The organism is Pedobacter sp. KBW01 (genome assembly GCF_003852395.1).
Taxonomy (GTDB): Bacteria; Bacteroidota; Bacteroidia; order Sphingobacteriales; family Sphingobacteriaceae; genus Pedobacter.
The window spans coordinates 65,749-89,523 of the sequence record NZ_QAJQ01000026.1 but is presented as its reverse complement, the minus strand read 5'-3'; the positions used below and the strand labels follow the sequence as shown (position 1 = coordinate 89,523).

General features: G+C 40.5%; 14 protein-coding genes. 2 read left to right on the top strand and 12 right to left on the bottom strand.

What is annotated here, in order from left to right; all coding sequences use genetic code 11:
• Window positions 1-78 precede the first annotated feature (78 nt).
• The 7 genes from DBR40_RS21855 to DBR40_RS21825 form a co-directional block, all read right to left on the bottom strand.
• On the bottom strand, window positions 79-537 hold the full coding sequence (locus DBR40_RS21855; protein ID WP_124561862.1) for a MaoC family dehydratase: 459 nt from the start codon (window positions 535-537) through the stop codon (window positions 79-81).
• 157 nt (window positions 538-694) lie between these two features.
• Complete coding sequence (locus tag DBR40_RS21850) at window positions 695-2,296, bottom strand: solute:sodium symporter family transporter (RefSeq protein ID WP_124561861.1); 1,602 nt, start codon at window positions 2,294-2,296, stop codon at window positions 695-697.
• A 9-nt stretch (window positions 2,297-2,305) separates the two neighbouring features.
• Window positions 2,306-3,322, bottom strand: coding sequence for a winged helix-turn-helix domain-containing protein (locus DBR40_RS21845; RefSeq protein ID WP_124561860.1), 1,017 nt, complete (start codon window positions 3,320-3,322; stop codon window positions 2,306-2,308).
• Window positions 3,323-3,563: 241 nt separating this feature from the next.
• Entirely contained in the window at window positions 3,564-5,225 is a 1,662-nt protein-coding gene (locus tag DBR40_RS21840) for a RagB/SusD family nutrient uptake outer membrane protein (RefSeq protein ID WP_124561859.1), read from the bottom strand.
• 11 nt (window positions 5,226-5,236) lie between these two features.
• Entirely contained in the window at window positions 5,237-8,401 is a 3,165-nt protein-coding gene (locus tag DBR40_RS21835; protein WP_124561858.1) for a SusC/RagA family TonB-linked outer membrane protein, read from the bottom strand.
• Between the two features lie 219 nt (window positions 8,402-8,620).
• Window positions 8,621-10,681, bottom strand: a complete 2,061-nt coding sequence (locus tag DBR40_RS21830; protein ID WP_124561857.1) for a hypothetical protein — start codon at window positions 10,679-10,681, stop codon at window positions 8,621-8,623.
• A 7-nt stretch (window positions 10,682-10,688) separates the two neighbouring features.
• Window positions 10,689-12,113: a hypothetical protein gene (locus DBR40_RS21825; RefSeq protein ID WP_124561856.1), complete on the bottom strand. Its 1,425-nt coding sequence runs from the start codon at window positions 12,111-12,113 to the stop codon at window positions 10,689-10,691.
• A gap of 439 nt (window positions 12,114-12,552) precedes the next feature.
• Between DBR40_RS21825 and DBR40_RS21820 the strand changes: the two genes are divergently transcribed.
• A complete protein-coding gene (locus DBR40_RS21820; RefSeq protein ID WP_124561855.1) occupies window positions 12,553-13,902 on the top strand; it encodes an ATP-binding protein in 1,350 nt (449 codons plus the stop codon).
• Window positions 13,903-14,052: 150 nt separating this feature from the next.
• Here the strand turns inward: DBR40_RS21820 and DBR40_RS21815 are convergent, their stop codons facing one another.
• The 5 genes from DBR40_RS21815 to DBR40_RS21795 are packed head-to-tail and all read right to left on the bottom strand — an operon-like array spanning window position 14,053 to window position 21,866.
• Window positions 14,053-16,206: a chitobiase/beta-hexosaminidase C-terminal domain-containing protein gene (locus tag DBR40_RS21815; RefSeq protein ID WP_124561854.1), complete on the bottom strand. Its 2,154-nt coding sequence runs from the start codon at window positions 16,204-16,206 to the stop codon at window positions 14,053-14,055.
• Entirely contained in the window at window positions 16,207-16,980 is a 774-nt protein-coding gene (locus DBR40_RS21810; RefSeq protein ID WP_158674107.1) for an FN3 associated domain-containing protein, read from the bottom strand. It lies immediately after the preceding gene.
• 14 nt (window positions 16,981-16,994) lie between these two features.
• A complete protein-coding gene (locus DBR40_RS21805; protein ID WP_124561852.1) occupies window positions 16,995-18,020 on the bottom strand; it encodes a 6-bladed beta-propeller in 1,026 nt (341 codons plus the stop codon).
• Between the two features lie 52 nt (window positions 18,021-18,072).
• Window positions 18,073-19,521: a DUF1501 domain-containing protein gene (locus DBR40_RS21800; RefSeq protein ID WP_124561851.1), complete on the bottom strand. Its 1,449-nt coding sequence runs from the start codon at window positions 19,519-19,521 to the stop codon at window positions 18,073-18,075.
• 35 nt (window positions 19,522-19,556) lie between these two features.
• Window positions 19,557-21,866, bottom strand: coding sequence for a PSD1 and planctomycete cytochrome C domain-containing protein (locus DBR40_RS21795; RefSeq protein WP_124561850.1), 2,310 nt, complete (start codon window positions 21,864-21,866; stop codon window positions 19,557-19,559).
• Between the two features lie 575 nt (window positions 21,867-22,441).
• Between DBR40_RS21795 and DBR40_RS21790 the strand changes: the two genes are divergently transcribed.
• Complete coding sequence (locus DBR40_RS21790) at window positions 22,442-23,359, top strand: bestrophin family protein (RefSeq protein ID WP_124561849.1); 918 nt, start codon at window positions 22,442-22,444, stop codon at window positions 23,357-23,359.
• Window positions 23,360-23,775 lie beyond the last annotated feature (416 nt).

Sequence of the window (23,775 nt, the reverse complement as noted above, 5' to 3'; positions counted from 1 at the left end):
TTTTACTAAAGTTGTAATAGATTTTCAAAAATTTGATATAGGTAAACAGGGAAATGGAAAATAGAAAGGTTTTATCTTTTAATTGAAATGGTATAAGAATATCACGTTTCCGGTATATGCAGTTTTTGTCTGCCCCATAATATCGAGATCTGCCTGGATTACAACTTTTGTAATGCCTCTCAGGTCTGAAATTGAAATTAACTTTGCGCGGAGTTGCACTTGATCATCGACCAAAACCGGACGGTTAAACTTAAACTTCTCTATTCCGTAATTTACTTCCATTTTTACACCTCTTATATCTGCAATCTGCTTCCATAAATAGGGAATGAGTGATAGGGTTAAATAACCATGGGCAATTGTTGACCCAAATGCACTATCCAAACGTGCCTTCTCCGTATCTACATGTATCCACTGAAAATCAAGAGTTGCCTCCGCAAATTTGTTGATCTGCTTTTGCTCTATCTTATGCCAGTTTGATTCGCCAATCTGCTTGCCCAAGTACGCACTATATTCTTCAAAACTGTCAATGATTACCATAAGGATCTGCAATGTTATTTACCTGAGTAATATACAATATTTTAATCAACTTGTTTGGTTTGGGATAATCGCTGGAGCTAAAACACTGCCGAAGCGCTGTCGTTATCGGGTTATTTGCATGGCTTTTTAAAATATCTTCCTGTGCCTTATGGTGTTATTAATTTTTTGCAATGCCTAATTTAGAAAACACCAAAAACAGCATTACCATGATGATGAGTAGAAAGGCATTAACCCAGTGGCGGTTTTTCCATGGTTTTAAATCTACAACGCCTTTGTCCTGGGGTAAATAAGCAGTTTGCATGGGGTAAAACCTGCCAATTAAGAGCATAATTACGGTTGTCGAAATGAAAAGTAAAGCCAGTATATGTAAGAAATGAATACCCGTATCAAAAAATATTTGAGTAAGGATGTAGCCGAACAGGCAAAATATGAGCCCTATCTTCGCAGCAATTGGAGGCACTCTTTTGGTTACGAAACCAACAAACATAATGGTAAAGATAGGAATGCTGAAAGCTGCATTCATTTTCTGCATAAAAGTGTAAAAATTATCATTAGAGAAAATAATCAGCGGTGCAATAAACATGGCGAGTAAAGAAGCAAACATTTCAAATCTTTTTGAATTTCTGAGCAGGCTTTTTTCTGTAACCGTTGTGCCTTTTTTTTCTTTATAAGGTTTATAAAGGTTTAGGATAAATAAAGTACTGGCACTGTTAAGGCCTGGAGAAAAAGAAGTAATTGCGGCTCCGAAAATAACTGCGGCAATAAATCCGCTAAGGATGGGCGGAGATACATCACTTACTACCATTGAAAACACTTCAGTGGTATTTTGTACCTTACTGTACATATGAACGGCAATAATTCCGGGTAATATAAAAAGGAGTGGGCCAAGTAGTTTTCCTGCGCAGGCAAGGGCAATACCTTTCTGGCTGGTTTTTAGATCAGAGGAGGCAAGAGCTTGTTGAACAATAACCTGTTCAGTACCCCAATAAAAGAGATTCATCAGAATCATTCCGGTAAAGATTGTTGAAAAAGGTATTGCATCGGTTGATGTACCTATTGAATTAAAATGTTCTGTTTTTGAATTAAGGATAGTGTGTATTCCTTGTTGAAGATTACCATGGCCAACATGGCTTAATCCGAAGTAAGCCAATAACAATGCACCGGTAAACATACATATCCCCAAAACAAGATCGGAGATTACAATTGCCTTTAAACCTCCTAAAATAGAGTACAAACTGCCAACAAGACCAATACACCAAACCAGTATCCAGATACTACCTGTGTAACTAATGTGCCACACGTCTGAAAAGTGAAATAAGCCATTTAACGCAACAGCGCCACTATAGAGCACAATTGGTAACAGGTTCACCATATAGCTGATCAGAAATATGAAGGAAACCAGTTTCTTTGTCGCGGGGTCATACCTGTTTTCCAAAAAATCTGGAGTGGTAGACATGGCTCCCTTCAGATAGACCGGAATTACGAATTCAGATACAATCAGCATCGCAAAAACAGAGCTAACTCCCCAGGCCATTACTGTCATGTTGTTTATATAAACCGATTCACTGCTGCCAACGAACTCAGCGGCGCTGATATTGGTGAAAAACAATGCACTGCCAACGGCAGTAAAACTTAATGTACGGTTAGCCAGAAAAAGGCCTGTTGAGGTTGTTATCTTATGCCTTCTGGTTTTGAACCAGGAAATCAGACCAACCAGGAAAGTGACTACAAGAAAAGTAATGAAGGCAATGGAGTTCATTGGAGCTGATTATAAGGATTTTCTTCTGATCAATACTGTAGGGATAATTTCTTGCACTTTTTCTTTTTTCAAAATGGCCTGTGCTACTTTTTTGCCCATCAACGAGAAATCTGCTGAATAAGTGGTAAGACCACCACCAACAATCTCTTTAACAATTTCATCGTTATGAGATAAGATACCTATGTCTTCTCCAATTTCTAAGTGCTTTATTTCACAGTCCTTCATGATTTTCCATATCTCAGAATTGTCCAACGTGAAATAAACTTTGCCTTTCTCCACACTGCCGGGTTTGTATTCATTTAGTATCCTGGTATTTACTTTGAAATCTTTGGCGAATTTTTTAAAGGATTTAATAATTTCAATAGGATCCAGTGAGCCTGGCGTATGAAAAAGAATCATTTCATCGAATTTCATTATTGTTTCTGCAAGTTCAGAAAGTACCTTATAAGTCGATTGCTCAAATTCCTGGGTAATGAAATTAAATTCACCTTCTAAGGGTTCATATCGATCAAACATGATAAGTTTGTTGCCAGGCAGGGTTTCCAGCAGCTGCTTTGTTTTTGGGTGGGGAATCGGCGAGATAACATACACACCATACTTCCCTTTAATCATGTCAAGCATCGTTTCAAACACGGTAATGTTGCCATGGTGGAAAAACACATCAATATGTACGTTCGGCCCAAGTTCATTTCTGAAATTTCTATAGAACTGCTCCTGAAAAGAGTCAATGAGGTACATAAGCAGGGCTACCTTAAGCGTTTGTTCTGTGTCGTCATTTGCTACAAAATACCCGAGTCTGCTTTTAGATTCTACTATTCCCCTGCTAATCAGCTCCCTGTAACCTTTCATAATCGTTTCCCTTGCAAAACCCAAATTTTTGATCAATACACTTATCGAAGGGAGTGGGGCGCCTTTTAAGATGATTTTTTCATCAATCGCATTAATGATGCCCTGAACAAACTGTTCATGTTTGGAATAAGATGGTATTTCTTCGAGTTCTTGAATCTTTTCAAAAATAGTGAGCATATCGGAACGGTTGGTATGGATTAATTATTTACAGATGAAACTTGTTTCTAGTTATTTTACAGGTATATAAGTTTTATCTAAATCATTGCTAGGTAGTGAAAATCATTAAAACTAAGGTATTTTTTTATAAATGTTCTTTGTTTTTACATGTTTATTTCAAATTGGACTTAAGTGGAAATTATTGAAGCGAGAATAACGGAAGGAATGATCTGCCATAGCAAACCATTCCTTCAATTTAATTTTAATAGCCCGGGTTCTGGTTTAGCTTGGTCCGGTTAATTTCACTTTTGGGGATAGGCAGCAAATAATGTTGGGGCTTAAATACCCTTGTTTGTACCTGGGTATAGTTGTAATTCTTGCTGGCATTACCATTTTTAGTGATTATTACACCCATTAATGGTTTGTTTTCGGTTATACTGGCAATTTTCCATCTACGCACATCATAATAACGGTGCCCTTCCAAACAGAGTTCAATCTGTCTTTCATTTCTGATTTTATTTTCAAGGTTTGTACCTGTTAAGGTGTTCGGAAGCTTGTTTTTTATGCCTGCTCTTTCCCTAATCAAATCCAAATATTGAATTGCTGTGCCATTATTGCCAAGATAAAACTGGGCTTCGGCATAGTTCAGGTAAATTTCGCTTAACCGGCTAATAACCCAGAATTTATTGGTTTGGGTTTCGTTATTGAAGTTATAGGTGGTATCGCAATATTTTCTAAAGGTATAGCGGGTAACACTATTGTTCCATTTGTCCCAGCCCTGGGGCGAGTCTAATCCGCCCTCATAAAATTCAGCTGCATTGGTGCTCCCCACATTGTATCTGTCTTTAAAAAATTCAGGCTTCCCGTATGGCCTTCCATCATAAACGATATCATGATAAAAGCGAGGATCGCGATTGAGGTAAGGCTGCTGCGGATTGTAACCTGAGCTCGGATCGGTGATGTCTTTACCGTCCAGTGTTCCAAATGCATCTACCAGGTTCTGGCTCGGGGCAAACGAAGCCCATCCATGGTATCCACTGGCAGATAAAAACATTTCTACCCCCTGGAAAGCGCTCCACATATACTTTTTATTGGTTAACCGCACCATAATCAGTTCTGAATTTTTAGTTGTAAAAAGATCAGCATAATTCCCCTTAAATAGTTGAAAAGGCAGATCGATTACTGCTTTGGCTGCATCCGAGGCTCTTTTCCATTTCGCCAGATCGTTAGTTGTATTCCACTGTGGACTGGCTGCATATAAAAGAACTGTAGACTTTAATGCAAGCGCTGCGGCAGTAGTAACCCTGCCGTAAGTAGTTGAACTTTGTTTTTTTAACAGTTCTGAAGCTTTGTCCAACTCATCAGAGATGAAATTTGAACATTCATCATAGCTGCTGCGGCTGATTTCAAAGCTACTGTTCAGATCAAAGGGTTGTTTGATTAGGGGAACACCTCCATAATCCCTGATCAATTTGAAATAGGCATATGCCCTTAAATAGGTTACTTCACCTTTTAATCTGTCGCGTAGTGCTGCATCACCTGGAACATTATCAATCTTCGATAAAAAAATATTACAGTTCTGAATAATGCCATAGGTTGGGGCCCAGATGTCAAAATTCCCCAGATTGTCTGGTGTCAAAGTACCTGAATTCATCACCGATGCATTGTAATCGTCAAATTTGTTGTACGCTTCATCACTGGCTGAAGATAAAGCCCATGTCCTGTTGGTGGTATTATCCCAGTTGTGTTCAGCATTGGGCAGGATGTTATAGAGATTATTTGTGAAAGCTTCTGCAAGACTTAAATCATTCCATACCGATTGATCTGTATAAGAATCAAGTGGTGTTTTATTTAAGACATCCTTTTTGCAGGAAGTCATTATAGCGCATAGGATATAACAACAGATGAGTATTTTATTTTTCATATTTGTCGTTTTTATAAATTAACATTTAAACCAAATCTAAAAATGCGGGTTTGTGGATAGTTGATCCCCGTGATATTATTAGTTTCGGGGTCGACACCATATTTCTTCATGCTGTCAAATGAAAATAGGTTGGTGGCCCCGGCAAATACCTTTACCGCACCGATGCCATATTTTTCGAAGGTAACCTCAGGCAAGGCATAAGAAAGCTCAATGGTTTTTAATCGCAAAAATGCAGCATTTCGCAACCAGAAATCAGCAGATGTTGAGTTTCGGGGATCATTGGCGTTAAATGCTTTTGGAAATTCTGCATTAGGATTATCGGGGGTCCAGCGTCCGTTGTACAGGTAGGATGGAGGTGCTACGAGCGAACCTTGTGATTGTGGTAGTATCATTTGCTTGGCCATAGCCTGTCCCGACCAAACCAAATTAAGGGCAATACCTTTGTATTCAGCTCCCATCAATAGCCCATACATGATCTTTGGTGTAGCTGATTCAGGCACCCTGACTCTATCATCACTGGTAATATTTCCGTCTCCACTTTTGTCAATCAACCAGAGATCGCCTGGTTTTGCGCCCGGCATGTGAGGAGAGTTGTCTACCTGGCCCTGGGTATGGTAGATACCATTGGTCTGGTATACTAACCAGGAATCAATTGCATAACCAGTTGATTTTTGCCATTCAGGGATGTTAGGTGATTCGTCACGGAAAATGATCTTACTCTTGGCATAAGTAAAATTGGCTCCGAAATTATACTTGAAAGTACTCCTGTTTTCGTTATAGTTGATGGAAAAGTCAATACCCTTGTTTAATGATTTGCCAATGTTTTCAGCAGGGAGTGATAGTCCTGTATATTGTGGTACGGAAGCATTGCGCTGTGCCAGAATATCTTTCCTTAAGAAGCGGAAAGCATCAAAGGTAATGTTCAACCTGTTAGACAAAAATGCAGCATCGAATCCGATGTTTCTGGTATCCTGCTTTTCCCATGTAATATTAGGATTAGGCGTTGCAGAAAGATAAAGGTTTTTCACCTCGGTATAGTCATCACCAAAGTAAGTGTAATAAATAGGATTGTTTACTAACTGGTATCGGGTTACATATAGGTACTGAGCCACGGCATCGCTACCCATTAAGCCCCAAGAGGCGCGTAATTTTAACTGGTCTATACCTTTAATATTGTCCTTAAAGAAACCTTCTTCAGAAATTTTCCAGCCTAAAGATATTGCAGGGAATAGCCCCCATCTTTTGTCTGTTGGGAAATTAAAGGAGCCATTGTAGCGAAAAGAGGCCTCAGCAAGATATTTATTCTTATACGCATAAGCCAGCCTTCCCAAATAGCTTTCGCGTGCATCCTGAGAAGCCGAACCTGTTGCATTCTGATCAACGGCACTTCCGGTGAATAGCTGGTCAAGCTGGTTACTCAACAAATCTCTACGGTAAGCGTATGTTCTGTTCCATTTGCTTACTGTTTGCTCAAATCCTGCAAATGCATTGATGCTATGGTTGCCGAATTGATGGTCATAAGCCATTTTGATGAAATAGGTATTTTGATTCGATAACTGGGCGTCCTGCGCCAGGCTCAGAATACTGGTGCTGGCTCTCTGGTTACTATAGGTTTTGCTCGCAGCATCGTAAGTATAGGCATCCCAGGGCTGGCGGAATGTTTTTTGTTCAACATATTTATAGTCAAAGGCAGCATAGCCGTTTAAAGACAAGCCTTTAAGGATATAGGGCAGTTTCAGGTCAAATCCAAGGGTAGGGTTTACCGTGTAATAATTGGTGTGGTCATAACCAGGCAATGAAGAGGTCATTATTGCCGGATTTCTACCATTTGATATACCGGCATTGATATACCCGTTTGGCCAGTATACCGGTAAGAAAGGGTACATACTTACCGCTTCATGTAAGGTTTGACTTAAAGAAACCACTGGATTGTTCTTGTCTTCCTTGCGGGCGGCTATGTCCAGGTTAACTTTCAGGTTTGGTGAAATAGTGGCATCAATGTTCGAACGGATATTGAACTGTTTAAACCGTTGTTCGCTATTCCTTAGGTTACTCTGTTGATCGAGGGTTTGTCCGGAAAAAAAATATTTGACCTGTTCACCTCCACCCTGTACAGAAATCGAATGGTTGTTCTGTGGTGCATTTTTTCTGAATACCGCATCCATCCAATCTGTGCTGGTATAGTTTGGATCATTACCTGCTTTATATTTGTCGATTTCACTTTGTGCATAAGGTGCGGTATTCCCCTGGTTAAGGTTTAGCTCATTAAAGTAAGTCATGTATTCCCATGCGTTAACGCGGTGGGTAAACCTGGTTAACTGTTGGATACTGTATGAGCCGTTATAGTGGATTGCAGCTTTACCAGTTTTACCTCTTTTAGTGGTGATTAAGATAACACCATTGGCTGACCTCACCCCATAAATAGCTGCCGAAGCATCTTTTAAGACTGTAATATTCTCAATGTCATCTGGATTAATGCGATTTAAATCCCTATCCGGGATTCCATCAACAACAATCAACGGGCTGGTACCCCCACCAAATGAGTTCAATCCCCTGATCAATAAACTGGCCCCATCTGCTCCAGGCTCTCCGGAGCGGTTATTGGTAATTAATCCAGGTACCCTTCCGGCTAAGGAATTAGAAACAGAAGGCGAAGCATTTTGAAGTACCTGTTCTCCTTTTACAGTACTCACAGCGCCTACAACGTCTGCTTTTTTACGCGTACCGTAGCCAACTACTACCACTTCATTTAAATCAGCGTCTTTACTTTTGAGGACAACATCAATTGTAGCGGAACCAGTTACTTTGCGTTCCTGGGTGATGAAACCTATGTAACTAAAGACTAAGATAGCCTGGTCATTGGGTGAGGTAATGCTGTAATTACCATCATTGTCGGTTGTGGTACCATTGTTTGCATCTTTTATTTTTATGCTCACCCCTGGCAATGGCAGGCCTTTTTCATCGGTTACCTTACCTTTAATTTTAAGGATGTTGATGGCGGGTTCAGGGCCTGGGCTAAGTATTTTATATGCTGTTGGAAGATGACCACGGGCAGAGAGCCTTGCGTTCGCCTGGCTAAAAACAACCAAAGCAATTAGTGCTGTGAAAGGTAAGGCGGGTGATAATTTGGGAAAGCGAAGCCATAGCAAAAGCCTGGCTTTTGAATTTAAATTCATATTTTTGAAAACTTAGGGTTAAAAAATTATGTCGATTACTCAATCTGGCTAATGGTAACCTTTAGATTTGCCGGATGGTGCTACGAACACTTTCCGGCTTTTTATTAACTGGTTACCCGACTGTTCTTTTTTATACTTGTATCTTTCTGTTCATCTTTTTTTAGTTGTAAGGTTTATAATTTGGTTATTTATTTATCTTCTTCATTGATAGCTTTTTCCTTATAATTTTATTTGAATGGTGCTGCCTTCTGTAATGGAGTAGGAGGTATGGCTACCGTTTGTTTTAGTTACAGTTATCTTAATTTTCTTGCCGGCTAACCTTTCTATTTTCAAGTCGAAAAAGGTATTAAAAGCATTGATATTCCGCAGAGAGATTTGTTTCCAGGCTTCAGGTAGCCTTGGTGAGCAGTTAAAGCTGTCGAATCCAGTTGGCCGCATGCCGAATACCCCTTCAGTAAATATCCTGCAGTATAAGCCGCTTTCTGCCGAAAGGTGTCTTTGATTACCTTCAGGATAGGCTTCTACCGGATAGGGAACATGTTCGCCCAAAAGTCTTCGGCGCGAGTAATATTGAAGGAATTTCATTGCCTGATCGGTTGCACCTGCCTGAAGTACACCCCGAAGTCCATAAAGGGTAGAACGGTCCCAAAAAGTTTCCTTTCCAGCCTCGGTTGCCAAACCATCAACGGTCCAGAGCTGGGGGGAAAATAGGGCAGAAATGGTTCCTTTACTGCGATTGTAAATTCCCATGGCAAGGGGCATACTGATCCAGGCGCGTAATGTGCTATTGGTCTCGTAGTATTTGTAGGTATCGAAACCCGCTAGGTTAGCTCCAAAATACTTCTCGATATTACCTTTGAGTTCATTTGCACGCTTGGAATATTCATTAATCTGTTTTTGTGGCAAATGCAATTGCCCGGCTAACATCGCTGCCGATACCAGCGCATCATAATACAAACAGTTGGTAGAAAGATTTGCTTTACCTGAAGGGAATCTGCCTTCCAGTTCATCACTTTGCGATTCGACCACGCCTTGCTTATTGATATGTCTGCTATTATATTCCAGACACCAGCTGATTAGCGGCCACAACACTTTCGCCGAGTCGGCTTTACCATAAGCAAGCGCAAATCTTGAAGCGCCATAAGCGATCATGGCCTGGTCACCACGATCTCCGGCACCTTTCCATACTGCATCTCCTTCTGCTACAATAGAGCTGGGTAAGGGATGGTATTCAGGGTTCATATAAGCGGCAAACATCCGGTAGCAGTTCATTGCAGAGAGAATGCCAACACTATCGCCCGAAAAGGCAAAATAAGGGCTGATGTATTCAGCCTGATCGTTTGCCCATATTGCCGCATAATATTCAAGACCTCCCGGACCGTGTAAATATCCGCGTTTGGTCTTGAAGATACTTTCTGTAGCCCTTATTTTTGCAAAAGCAAAGGCAGTATTTAAAATCGTATCTGGAGTTTCCAATTGTAGGGGAGAGAGGATGTTGCTGATGCGTTTAATCCGCTCATTCTCTTCTGCTACAGGGTCTATGGTAAGTGGCTTTTCGGGGTGATCTGTAGCAAAATAACAAACTGAAAAAACAGTAGACTGGCCTGGCGCAAGAATACGGCTGCCTTCATTAACCGTTTTCATTACTATGGTATGTGGCGATGATTTGCTTTGTAAGGTATCGGTTGTAACGCTGCGGACGAGCTTTTCCATAGAAACCCTTACCGCTTTATCGCTGGTATTGCGCAAAACAAATTTTTCAACCGCCATAGGTTTTTCTACCGATGGAAAAAGGCTGCGTTCAATCTCAACCCCATTAGCTGTTTCGGCATCAGCTGTGATGCGCATAAGGCCATGGTGGTTAATTTTTTTTGGGACAAATGCCAAATTGCCCCTTTGGTCACGCCTGGAAATATCCATTTTCAAAAGCCTGTTGTTGATATAAATCTGTGGCAGTTCATTATCCTGGAAAGTATAAGTGATATGGCTCCTGGTTTCATCTGGCAGCATCCTGAATGTGGGGAAAACTACTTTACGGATTATTCTTAAAACACCGGCGGTGTCAATCCGGTAATCTATCCACAACGAAACCTTTTCTGCTGACATTTCGATGTGATCAGCATGAGGCAGGCTTTTGTTTGTTTGCCAGGTTATACTCCCATTAGGTTGTATAGCCCACCTGTCTTTTTGCTCAGGCAGGGATATCTGCTGGCTATAGAGCTTTAAACTGGCAACAAAGAGCATTGAGGTTAGGAAGACTTTATTTTTTAGGGCTTTCATTCGGGTTTTATCGTTTAAAAATGGGATTTACATCAACTTTTATTTGCATTCCAGGTTTTACATCTACCTCAATCCAACTGGTCATTTTCCCTTGTGGGTTTGCTTGTTTTTTGGTCGCTTTTGGAATGCCATTAACAGTAGCGCGGGGATAATTTCCGGAGAAAATCGCTCTCCATTTAAATGACCTTTTCCCTAAATTAAAGACTGTTGATTGATAGCAGCTGCTATGGACAAGTTTGATCCTGGTTTGCAATACAGGTAAATTGGTTACAGTAGCTGCCCCTTTGCTATTAGACCTGAATAATGTGCTGATTGTGGTTGTTTGAGCATCCGCGGCAATGCCCATTAAACCTTGAACAATGCCATCGATCACGCCAAAAGAAACCTCTGGATATTCCCTTCTGGGGGTAGCTGGATCTGAAAGATAAAGTATATATTTTCTTGCCTGATCCCATTCGCCGTGTTTGTAGAACAAGTAAGGGAAATAAGAAGTGGTTTCGACATTGCTTGTTGTTGAAGCAATTTGCGCTAGATGTGGCTTGACTCTTGTCGTATCTTTCAAGGCATCGAACCAAAGCAGATATGGTATAGGCTCATCTTTTACGAATTTGCCATTACTACTGTAATAGAGATAATAGTGCCCCTGGGCAGCATTCCACCAATCAGCTTCAAGTCGCTCACGGTAACGCTCAGCTTTTTGGGCATATAATTTAGCTTGTCCCGGTAGCCCTTTTGCTGCGAGTATATCAGAATAAGTTTGTAGCCCGCGATAAAGTGCAGCAACGAGATCTACACCAGTTCGCATGTTGGGGATTCCCTCAGAGTAGGAAGGTAGTCCTCGGCAACTATGAAAATAATCCTTTTCATTGTAAGGGATAGGAGTATGTAGGTGGGCCGGTCTTTTTAACAAAGAATCGCTGGAGAGTGCCCAGGTGTCAATATATTCTTTAACTGTTTTTTCCTGGAAGTACACAAAAGATGGGTTATTGATATAGGATGGATTTCCTGTCCAATTATACAGGCGCCAGGTTGCAAAAAGTACGTCGAAATTAGCGGGTAGATTGTACCAGAATTCTTTGTCATTCCTGTAATCCTCAGGAGCAGGTTTGCCAAGTTTATTAATTTCCCAGTAAGAGCACCAGTTTTTACTGGCAGAAATGTTTTTGGCAAACAAGGTAAACATGTTTAGGTTTTCTCTACTTAGGCCTAATATTTCCGCGCCGATACTTTGATGTGCCGCATCGCGCATGCAAAATGCATAGCGGGAGGGGAGGGCTGCTTCATACCATGGCCCTACCGGGTCGGTGTTGGCTCCTTTATAACTCAGCGCCGTTTTTTTTGCCCAGTTAAAAGCATGCTCTAAATCTTTATCCGAGGAAGTAAAACTAACCTGGGCTGAAACAGCTGAAAATCCATAAAATAGAAATGTCAAAAGGATAAGTCTACATGGATTAAAAATCCTGTTGTAATTAGGGTATATCATTTGTATTTACTTTAATGCTCATATATTAAAGTCCAGGAAATAGGCCTTACACAGTAAGGTTATTGTAGCGCTCATCTTTTGGGAATGAAATCAGGAATAAATATTTGGTCTGGTCTAATCTGGTCTATAACAATGTTAGAGAATTATTTTTGTATTTGCAAATTTATTTTGGAGAATATGCTTGCTTTTTAGTTTTGAAATTTGTTCGATAAACTATTAAGAAAATTAAAAAATAATTTTCTGCAAACACTTTAGTCATAACAATACATACATTTACCCTAATTCTATTACAATTGTTAAGATTATTTACCCTAATTTTGTGACGAAATATTCATTAATTAACCCTAATTTTGTAACAACAAGTAGTTTTGAAATTAAAGTTTGTCAAATGTTCGATAGGATAATATTTACTGAATTAGAAAAATGGCTTACCAAATCAAATCGTAAGCCATTAGTAATACGAGGTGCTAGGCAGGTTGGTAAGACAACCGTAGTTGAGCAATTTTCGAAGAAATTTAAACAGTATATCTATCTCAATCTTGAGCTTGCTGTAGACAGAAAACCTTTTGAGGAGTTTACTACAGTTGAATTACTTGTTCAGACGCTGTTTTTTGTTAAAAATCAGTCACTTACCCAAAGAAATCATACACTTTTATTTATTGATGAAATACAGGAAGTACCTGAGGCCTTGAACATTCTACGTTATTTTTATGAAGACCAGCCCGGAATTGCTGTAATAGCTGCGGGTAGTATGCTCGAAACTTTATTTGATAAAAACATTAGCTTTCCGGTCGGAAGAGTAGAATATATGGTTTTAAGACCTGTTTCATTTCCAGAGTTTTTGAGCGCTATGGATGAGCGGGAAGCTGTAAATTATTTACAACAGGTACCCGCACCAGCGTTTACACATGATAAACTCATGCAGCTATTTCATACCTATGCACTTATAGGGGGAATGCCAGAGGTTATTAAAGAGTATAGTAAAAACAAAGATCTACTGGAATTGTCATCAATCTTCGATTCGTTGATTACGGCATATATGGACGATGTTGAGAAATATGCTGGCACAAATGCACAGGCGTTACATATAGGTCATGCGATAAGGGCATCATTTGGACAGGCCGGTCAGCGTATTAAGTTTGAAGGTTTCGGAAATTCGCCCTACAGATCCAGGGATATGGGAGAAGCATTAAGAACGCTGGAAAAGGCTCTGTTAATTGAGCTCATTTACCCCTCAAGTGATGTAAAACTGCCTTTGCTGCCAGACTATCGGAAATCTCCAAGGCTTCAGGTGCTGGATACTGGAATGCTTAATTATTTTGCTGGTATACAGACCGAAATTTTAGGCACTGATGATTTAAATAAAGTTTATCAAGGCACCTTAATTGAGCACCTGGTTGGTCAGGAGTTATTGGCTACACAGTTTAAATCTTTAAGTGCACTCCATTTTTGGGTAAGGGAGAAAACTACTTCAAGTGCGGAAGTGGACTACGTTGTATCTTTTGAGGGGCAACTAATTCCTGTAGAGGTGAAATCAGGAGCTGAAGGAAAATTAAAATCTTTGCATATGTTTATGGACCTGTCCCCACATAATATGGCCATCCGATTTTATGCAGGCTCGCTGCATATTACTGATGCCCTTACCCCGGGCGGCAAGAAATACAAACTATTGAATCTCCCTTATTATCTGGTATCTCAAATAGAGAATTACCTAACCTGGTTCAAAACACAAATCTAGATTAGCAAGTTTACACAGGCTTTAAACTAATTCATTCATGACCAGCCAAATAGAATAATCAGAACTTAATCAGGCAAGCATGAAAAAGCAAATCTCGTCAAAACGAATAGGATTATACTTTTAACTGGTTTGAATTGCGGGAAGTGCACATTAGTTCAGGAATACTTCATCTATAAACACCCAACCTTTATCGCCTTTGCCTGGATGCCAGGCGGGCAGGCTTCGAAGCGGCTTTACTATTAGTTTGATTACAGCAACTTTTTTCTGCTGAAAACTGCAGCTGTAGTTTTCGATGTAGGGCATGCTTTCTTTAGTTGGTTGCACTGGTTTAAGCTTTTTTAACAAGCTGAGTGAAGCCGTATTGCTGCCTCCCCAAATCTCAATTTCTGAAGGTGGCATAATAAAAGACCCAATATCAATTAACGACCTGAATGCTACGGAGCCTACCATTACTGGTTGCTTAAAAAACAGAAAGGCCTCGAGTGGGGTTTCTCTGTAAGCTGTCCAACTTGTGCCGGCAGAAAAACTTAGGGGCCCGAGTTCACCATCAAAAAGAGCATTGTTAGTTTTAACAGCAAACTTTTTGTCTGGCAGTGTAACCAGGCTTATGCTATCTGGGCTAAGATTACTCCTATAAAAATTTTCTAGTGTGGTATTGCTGCTTATCCAACCTTTGAGATAAGATTTTGCTTTAATAACTGTAGACTTTCCTATATTAATGGGGGCTTTGTAAACTGGCGACTTAATACTATCTGGCTCGCTGCCATCAAGAGTATAACGGATAACCGCACTTCTAATTGAGCTTTTAATTTTTACTGAAATCTCGCTCTTGAATGTTTTTTTTCCTCCATCTATTACCGGTGCATTCAATTTTGCCTTAACCGTATCACCGTTAAAGCCCATATCAAACCTAATACCTGGGAAACCACCCTTAAGCGAACCCATTTCCTTTTCATTAATTGGCGTATTCCACAGCTGAACAGTTTTGAGTTTTTTTAGCTTTTTTAACGGATTAAGCATACCCGCGTTTACCCCCGTTCCGGAAAGAGAAAGCTCGTTTAAATTATTCAGACCGATTAGGTATTTGAGTCCGCTGCCTTTAACATTGGTAAAGGCCAGATTTAAACGCCTTAGGTTAACGAAATTTCCAATTACTTTAAGTTCCTCATCACTAAGCGGCATTTTGCTAAGCTGTAGCGAAACAATGTTATTTTTAATGGCATCCAATTCAGCGAGCTGCTTTGGATTGTACTGCGCCGTGCCATAAAAACTAACTGCTACAGCAGCCGAACCTACATCAACCGGAACCACTGATCGGTAATCGGTATTTAATTGAGCTACTTTGCCTTTATCTAAAGCAGGAAGATTTTGATCCTCATTGTTGTCATTACTCAGAAAATTTGCTGCAATTGTTCGTAACGAATCGCTGGGCGCTAGCGCTATTACTTTTTGGGTGAAACTTGCCCCGCCTTTTATCCACAGATACAGTACTTTTACTTCCTGGTCTGTTAGTTGTAGCTTTCCTTTGGGAGGCATATGGTCTTTATGCTCTTCGGGTAGATGTATGCGTTGCATCATTCGTCCGAAATCAGCTTCAGCAAGGTTCCATAATTTGCCATTTTTGCCACCCTTTAACAACGACTGTTCATTCTCCATAATCAATCCACCTTTAGCCTTACTGCTGTTATGGCAACTAATGCATTTTTGCTGGATAATGGGTTTAACCAGATGCTGGTATACAACGGCATCGGCCAATGAAACTTTCGGGGTAGCTTCTCCTGCCTTAATGGGCAATAGCAAGAAATCGTCGCCATGCGTAAGGTTTGCTCCATAATGCCCCGCGGCCAATAAGAAAAGGCTTGCGCAAATTCCTGCTAATGTTACAGCCAGCTTGCTTTTGCGGATGGTATTTCTTGCTGCATACCATAAAAAACTCAACAGTGCGCAAATGGCACCCAACCATTTGTGTATAGCTACCTCATTACCATCGTAGCCACTTTCTTTGGATAGAAAAAGTCCCATTAATGCAGCCATTACCGTAGTGAAACAGGCGGCAAGCAATACCCAGTTAGCCAGCTCTTTTAGCAAGATCTGTTTTGACGAAGTGGCCATTACTTCAAAAACAAAGGCCAGTAGCAAAAGTACAATCGGAAAATGAAGCACAAGTGGATGCGCCCTGCCAAGTACCTGCAAAAAAACAGGCACTTTAAGTTGGTCGCCAAAGCACAATAAAAAAACCAAGAGGCAATTGAGCATGATGCACAAATTGAAAATGATCCCCTGCCACTTAAAATATTTTGTCATTTAGTATAATTTAACTTCGTCTATAAACATCCACGCTAATTTGCCCACCCCCTGATGCCAAGATGGTAATTTGGTATTGTACAATACCAGTTTAAGTTTGTCAGTGTTGCTGGGAATAAGCTTCATTGTAATTGCCCTGCATTGTACCTTTGTATTTTGAACCATAGGTAGGGTTACTGTACTCAAAACCACTGAAAAACTATTGTTCTGTTTATTATAGGCATAAACCACAGCCCTCGAAGGTGTAAAAATCCACGCCTGTTGGTTTTCAAGGACATTAAAAAGTACTTTATGTAAGTTTTGAACTTTACCTGTTTCGATAATGAGGCTTACCGAATCTTTATCATACCCCAACCAGGTAGGGCTATTGTAATTGGTTATGCCTCCCTGATTGTCAGAGAGGATACTAGGCTTACTGCTTTTGTAAGGTCCGCTGGCCTCGGGAAAATGAACCGCTGCCTGAATTCCGCTTTTAATAAAGGTGGCCTCAACAATTTCGGAAGTCATAAAATCTTTTGAATTCGCGCTGGCTTTAATCGTTGTTACTTCTTTGTTGATCAGAATGGGCTTATTGTACTTTTTGGCTTTACCTGTCTCTCCATCAATACTGTAAGTGATGTAGGCGCCCGGCTGTTCAAAAACAATGGGAACCCTTAACCTGTCATCAAAAAAAATGGATCGGTACTTAATCAAAGGCGGAGCCAGTTGAAAACGGTTTTGAGCACTTGCCGTACAGTACAAAAAAAGCAAAAAAAACAGGTATTTGTATTTCATAAGCAGCATGCGATTTAGGCTATAGGCTCTAGCTTGTAGGGATAAACTTTGCCGGAGTTCCATTGGGCCACATAAAGATTTTCTTCATCGTCAATACATACATCGTGGGGGTAGTCAAATGCTTTAATGGTTTGGTACATTTCCTGTAATTGCCCGTCTTTATATTCGGGCGTGCTGCCAGCGAGATTGGATATCACTTTGTTATGCTGATCGAGTATGGTTACGAAACCAGATTTTTGAGATTGCCTGCTATTGGTTTGTAATACTGCTGCATATAAATGCTGGCCATGTATAACTGGGCGGCACACCCAGGCGCCAGGCAGTTCTACAGTGCTGAGGTAAGTTCCATCCATAGCATATCTTTTAAAAGCATTCTGTTGCCGCGAGGTTACCATAAGTACCGGCTGGTCATTCCTGTTATCGATACAAATGCCATGTGCATTAAGCAAGTGTTTGCTTTGATCACCCCTGCCTCCAAAATGCCGGATATAATTGCCTTTATAATCATACTGTATAATAAAGTCTTTCCCATAGCCATCTGCTACAAAAATATCGCCATTGGGTGCAATTGCCGTTTCAGTAGGCACATACTCGTCTGCTTTCAAATATTGGCCCGTTTCTTTGGGGTAGTTAAGCTCCATAAGCACTTTGCCATCAATTGTGGTTTTTATAACCTGATGTCTGTTGTTATCGCATATAAAGAGTACATCTGTTCCATTTTCATTAAACAAGGTTAATCCATGTGCACCAGGATAGCTTGTTCCCCATGATTGGAGAAAATTACCGTTCTTGTCATAGATCATTACATTGTTTTTGGTTTCATTGGTGAGCAGCAAGATACGTCCTTTACTATCTTGAACCATTTCGTGGCAGTCGTTAACAGGGTTTTTGGCCACATCGGCACGGCTCCACTTCGTATTTATCCTATAGCGCTTTTTGCCATGTCCAAGTTCTACCTCATTATGAGCCAACCATTCTGGAACATATCTTGCTCCAATAGCACCCAAAGCCATATTCCTAACAAATTCTTTTCTGTTCATTTGCTCATATGTTCAAAATTTAAAATACTTGCAATACCGCACCATTCTCGCTTTAAGCAATCAGGTCATTGATAACTTTTCCGGCTACATCAGTAAGACGGTAGCGCCGCCCCAAATGTTTATACACTAAACGCTCATGGTCAAGCCCCATCAGGTTTAAAGCCGTTGCATGAAAATCGTGAACATGAACAGGGTTTGACACGATGTTATAACCAAACTCGTCTGTTTCTCCATAAACACCAGGTTTTACGCCACCTCCTGCCATCCACATGGTAAAGCAACGGGGATGATGATCGCGGCCATAGTTGTCTTTAGAAAGTTTTCCCTGGCAATAATTAGTGCGGCCGAATTCGCCACCCCATATTACTAATGTCTCATCGAGCATTCCCCTTTGCTTAAGGTCTGTAATTAGGGCCGCAGATGCCTGATCGGTGTCTAAACACTGTCCTGCAAGTTCTTTTGGCAGATTACCATGGGAATCCCAGCCCTGGTGATAAACCTGAACAAAGCGTACACCACTTTCAGAAAGCTTTCTTGCCAATAGACAGTTGGCGGCATAAGTGCCAGGTACTAAGCAGTCGCCACCGTAAAGTTTGATGATCGATTCAGGCTCTTTGCTTAAATCGGTTACTTCAGGAACTGCAGTCTGCATCCTGTAAGCCATTTCATACTGCTGTACTTTTGCTTTTATTTCTGGATCACCAACCTGGTCATAAGCTTCGTTATTTAGCGTTGAGAGGTGATCGAGCATTTTTCTTCTTTCGGTTTTATCCATGCCATCGGGATCATTAAGGTATAGCACCGGGTCTTCTCCACTGCTAAACTGCACCCCTTGATGAATTGAATCTAAGAAACCATTGGTCCATAGTTTGGAATAAACACCCTGTCCATTGCCTTTGCCTTTAGAGAGCAGTACACAAAAGGCGGGTAGATTCTTGTTTTCGCTGCCCAAACCATAGCTAAGCCAGGCCCCCATGCTGGGACGATTGCCCACCTGGGCTCCGGTTTGGAAAAAAGTTAAAGCAGGATCGTGGTTAATGGCTTCGGTGTACAGGCTTTTTACAATACATAAATCATCTACAATGCGCGAGGTATGGGGCAAAAGCTCACTCATCCACGCTCTGTGTTCACCATATTGGTTAAATTTGAACGCTGTACCTGCAAGCGGAAATTTAGCTTGTCCCGAGGTCATTCCTGTAAGTCGTTGACCCTTTCTGATTGATTCGGGTAGATCCAAGCCGTGCATTTGTTGCAGTTTTGGCTTATAATCGAACAAATCTAGTTGTGAAGGGGCACCATTTTGAAAAAGATAGATGATACGTTTGGCTTTTGGCGCAAAATGCGGTAAGCCTGCAACAATTGCATCTTCAACAGATTGAGGATTAAGTAAGTCGGGAACCAGCAAGCTACCTAATGCAGCTCCGCCAATACCCATTCCCAGGCCAGTTAAAAACCGGCGGCGGTTCATATTAAGGCCATGTTCCAATAATTCTTTTTCCATTTTTATTTGGTTATCGAAAAAATCAACAAGAAGGCTTAACCCTTTACTATTGCTTCTTCCATGTTATAGATGATGTTAATTGCCCTCATTAAGGCCGCTACTTCGCTTATGCTGGCTGTATTTTTTTGATGCGGGTATTCACCGATATTCAATGTTTTTTCGGCTATATTCTTTTTTTGTCTGAATACTGCCAGTTGGTCTTTATAATAAGTATTAAGTACACTCATTTCTTTTTCGAATGGCTTACGGCAAATGATGCTTTCAAATGCAGTACGAATGGCCTGCTCTGGGTTTTCTTTATTTGTTAGCAAAGTTTCAGCAAATACCCTTGAGGCTTCGAGTGCCGTTGGGTCATTCATCATAACCAATGCCTGGAGGGGAGTGTTGGTTTTTAAACGGTTTACCTGGCACTGGTCTCTGTTACTTGCATCAAAAATCATCATCGATGGGGGAGGAACAGTTAGCTTAATAAAGGTATACAAGCCGCGCCTGTAGATATCTTTTCCTTTATCCTGCCGGTATACAGCCAGTTGCCCCCTGCCTGAAGTGGCCATTTCCCAAAGGCCTTTAGGCTGATAAGGTTTTACGCTTGGCCCTCCAATTTCTTTATTTAACAACCCGCTACTGCTTAACAGCATGTCCCTGATGGCCTCAGCAGGCAGGCGCATACGTGAGGCCCTTGCGTAATAAAGGTTCTCTGGATCTTTCTCCAGCAGCTCTTTGGTGATTTTTGAGGATTGGCGATAAGTGGCCGACATCACTATCTTTTTAACCAGTAGCTTGATATTCCATCCATGCTCCATAAAATCGGCGGCTAACCAATCGAGTAATTCAGGATGGCTAGGCAGGTTGCCCTGCATCCCAAAATCGCCCACAGATTTTACAATTCCTTTCCCGAAAATCTGCTCCCATAACTGGTTCACAAATACGCGGGCAGTTAAAGGGTTTTGCTTACTAACCGTCCATTGGGCGAGACCCAACCTGTTTTTTGGGAAATTTTTGTTGTCAAAATTCAGCACTGCAGGCAATGCTGATGCGCTTACAGCTTCGCCATATTGATCGTAAACACCACGTTTAAGCAAATAGGTTGTTCGTGGCGTGTCAACCTCGCCCATGACAGATACTTTTACTGCCCCGGTATCTTTTTTGTTTACAAACCTGAGAATTTTTTTGACGTCGTTATCACTTAATGTCAGTATAGGTGTTTTGGCCGGACCAGATCCCACAAGCCCTTCCAGGCCTTTTTCCTTGCTTGTATTAAAAAATGCAAACAGCTGATAATAATCTTTTTGTGCAATAGGATCGTATTTATGATCGTGACACTGTGCACATTCTACTGTGAGCGCCAGTAGGCCACGGGTATAGGTTTTTACTTTGTCAATACCGTACTCTATCCGGTATTCCTCAGGTATTACCCCTCCCTCTTCGGTTATTTTATGGTTCCGTAAAAATGCTGTAGCCAGTAATTGTTCCTTACCGGAGTTGGGTAAAAGATCGCCAGCCAACTGCCAGGTAATAAAACGGTCGTACGGGATGTTTGAATTAAAGGCATGGATTACCCAATCGCGATAAGGCCATTGTGACCTGTAATCATCGTCTTGATAGCCGTAACTATCGGCATATCGCGAAACATCAAGCCAATGGAGTGCCATTTTTTCTCCAAATTGAGGCATTGCCAACAATTGGTCAACTACCTTTTCATAGGCTTGATTGCTATTATCGGCGCTAAATGTTTTTTGGAGCACCAGGCTTGGCGGAAGGCCTGTTAAATCTAAAGATAATCTCTTTAATAACTGTTCTTTGCTGGCCTCTTCGCTGGCTTTGAGCTGGTGCTGCTTTAATTTTGCCGCTACAAAATAATCTATCTCATTTTTGGCCCACCCCTCCTTTATTTCTGGCAATGCTACTTTTTTAGGAGTTACAAAAGCCCAATGCTTCTCATATTTTGCACCTTGTTTTACCCATTTGGTTAAAATTTCTATTTCGTCTTTGTTCAGAACACCAAGGTGTGATGCAGGTGTAGGCATTTGATAGGAAGGATCGGTTGAGGTGATCCTTTTAATCATTTCAGATTTTTCTGGCTTACCTGCAACAATGGCATATGCACCCTTTGTTTCTCTTAAAAGTGCTTTAGTATTAGCTTCTATATCTAGTCGTAGTCCTGCTTCCTGTTTGTTTTTATCAGGGCCGTGACAAGCAAAGCATTTATCAGAGAGTATAGGCCTAACATCGTAATTATAGCTTATTTCATTGCTTTTACTTGCCGAAAGTTGGTTTGTTCCCGTTAACCAGGCTATAATCACAGCAATGCCTATTACAACACATGCAATAATCTTTAATTTCATAAGCAGGGTTTATAAATGGTTATAAGAAACCTTAATTCAATGCTTACCTCAAATGTTTTAAATCATTTCATATCAGTAATGCTTTGGATTGGTTTCGTAACAGGAAATTAAAAAAGTAGCCCTTTAAAACATGTTTTTCACTTATGTTGAAAAACCAGAAGGCATTGATCTAATTTCGCGAAAAAAAACAAAAAATCAATAACCAATTAATTTACAGTTAATTCCTTTAAATCTTGAATTGGCGGAACCAGGGCAATCAATTTGGTTTAAACAGTTTGGAATAGCTCTTTAAAACCAATTCAAAATCTTTAGTGTGTTGTTTCTCTTCTATCTGTCTATTAACAATATCGATAAAATTAGAAGAGAACCCTTCATAAAACTAATTTAATATTGACTATTTGTAATGTTATTTTTGCTTATTTAAATTGATTGATGATCCATTTCAGAAATTAGTCAATATGATTAATACGGGGATTTGCTAAAATGATTACAATTTCAATTAATTCTTCGAACTTAGGTTTATGGCTTTGATTGTGAAAATTACCTTTGTAAAATGATAAATAGCCCAAAGTAACATGATAATCAGGAAAAAAGAAAATTGGTTCAAAATGCTTTTTGTATGGCATGGCTCAGTTCTCCCTAGGCTATTACCTCGGCTTACCTTACTTTTTGTACTGTCGATAGCGGTAGTATTCTTTCATGGTAAAATCCTCTCCTTCAAGGTGCCTTTGAACCCAACGCCATTAACCTTATTTGGTTTTGTGCTTGCCTTGTTCCTTGGTTTTCGAAACAATGTGAGTTATGACAGGTTCTGGGAAGCCCGAAAGCTTTGGGGCTCTCTTTTAAATTGTACCCGCTCACTCGCCAGGCAAGTCTTGACTCTTCCGCGTACTTCATCAGAAAAATCAGAATCCACCAGCTTTATTTACCTTTTGATATCGTGTACATATTCGCTGAAACACCAGCTAAGGGGGACAAATGCAGAAAACGACCTTAAAGAAAGACTCAGCGATACTCAGTTCAGCTTCATCCATGCTACACACTATAAACCAATCATGGTCATTAAACTGATGGGGGATTGGATTGCTAATGCACGGAACAAAGAGAATATAGATTCAATTCAGCAGATGCGCCTTGATGAAAATCTAGATAAGTTGACCGAAATTGTCGGAGGCTGTGAACGCATTATCTCAACACCAATACCTTATAGTTACCGTGTGTTACTGCATCGGACGGTTTACCTATACTGCTTTCTTCTGCCCTTTGGACTTGTGGATAGCCTTCAATGGTTAACGCCGTTTATTGTCGTTTTTATTGCATATACTTTTGTCGCCTTTGAAGCGATTGCAGATGAGATTGAGCAGCCTTTTGGTATGGAGTCAAATGACCTTGCACTGAATGAAATGTGCCGGATGATAGAAGCCACATTGATGGAGCTTGACGGTAACGAAATTCCTGAAATTATAGTTAGGAAAAGTGGAACCATTGATTAACGGCTACCTGTAATACTAAAATAACATCACTGGAAAGAAGTTCATAGCAGATCACGAGGGAGAAAGTGACAAACGGGTGAATTTTAGTTTATCACCATGATGTGGATTCGACTATAGGGAAAAAATATTTGAAATTCCTTCATTTAGGCATGCGGTACCATCGGTATATTTCTTGTCAGAACCAGCTGGTGGACTACTACCGGGCGGACCACTTTTATAGTTTGCCTAAATGTAAACTATAAAGCAGGCAAGACCTACAATGTAACTGATTTATTAAATAATAGATTCTTTTTCGTGAGCTTGAAGGTGTTAAAGGAATCGGTATACAGCCTACTATTGATATCGCAATTTTCTTATTCTTAAAAGTATAGTCCTGTTAATCGCGTTATTATCCATTTTTTTTGATTTTGAGCAAA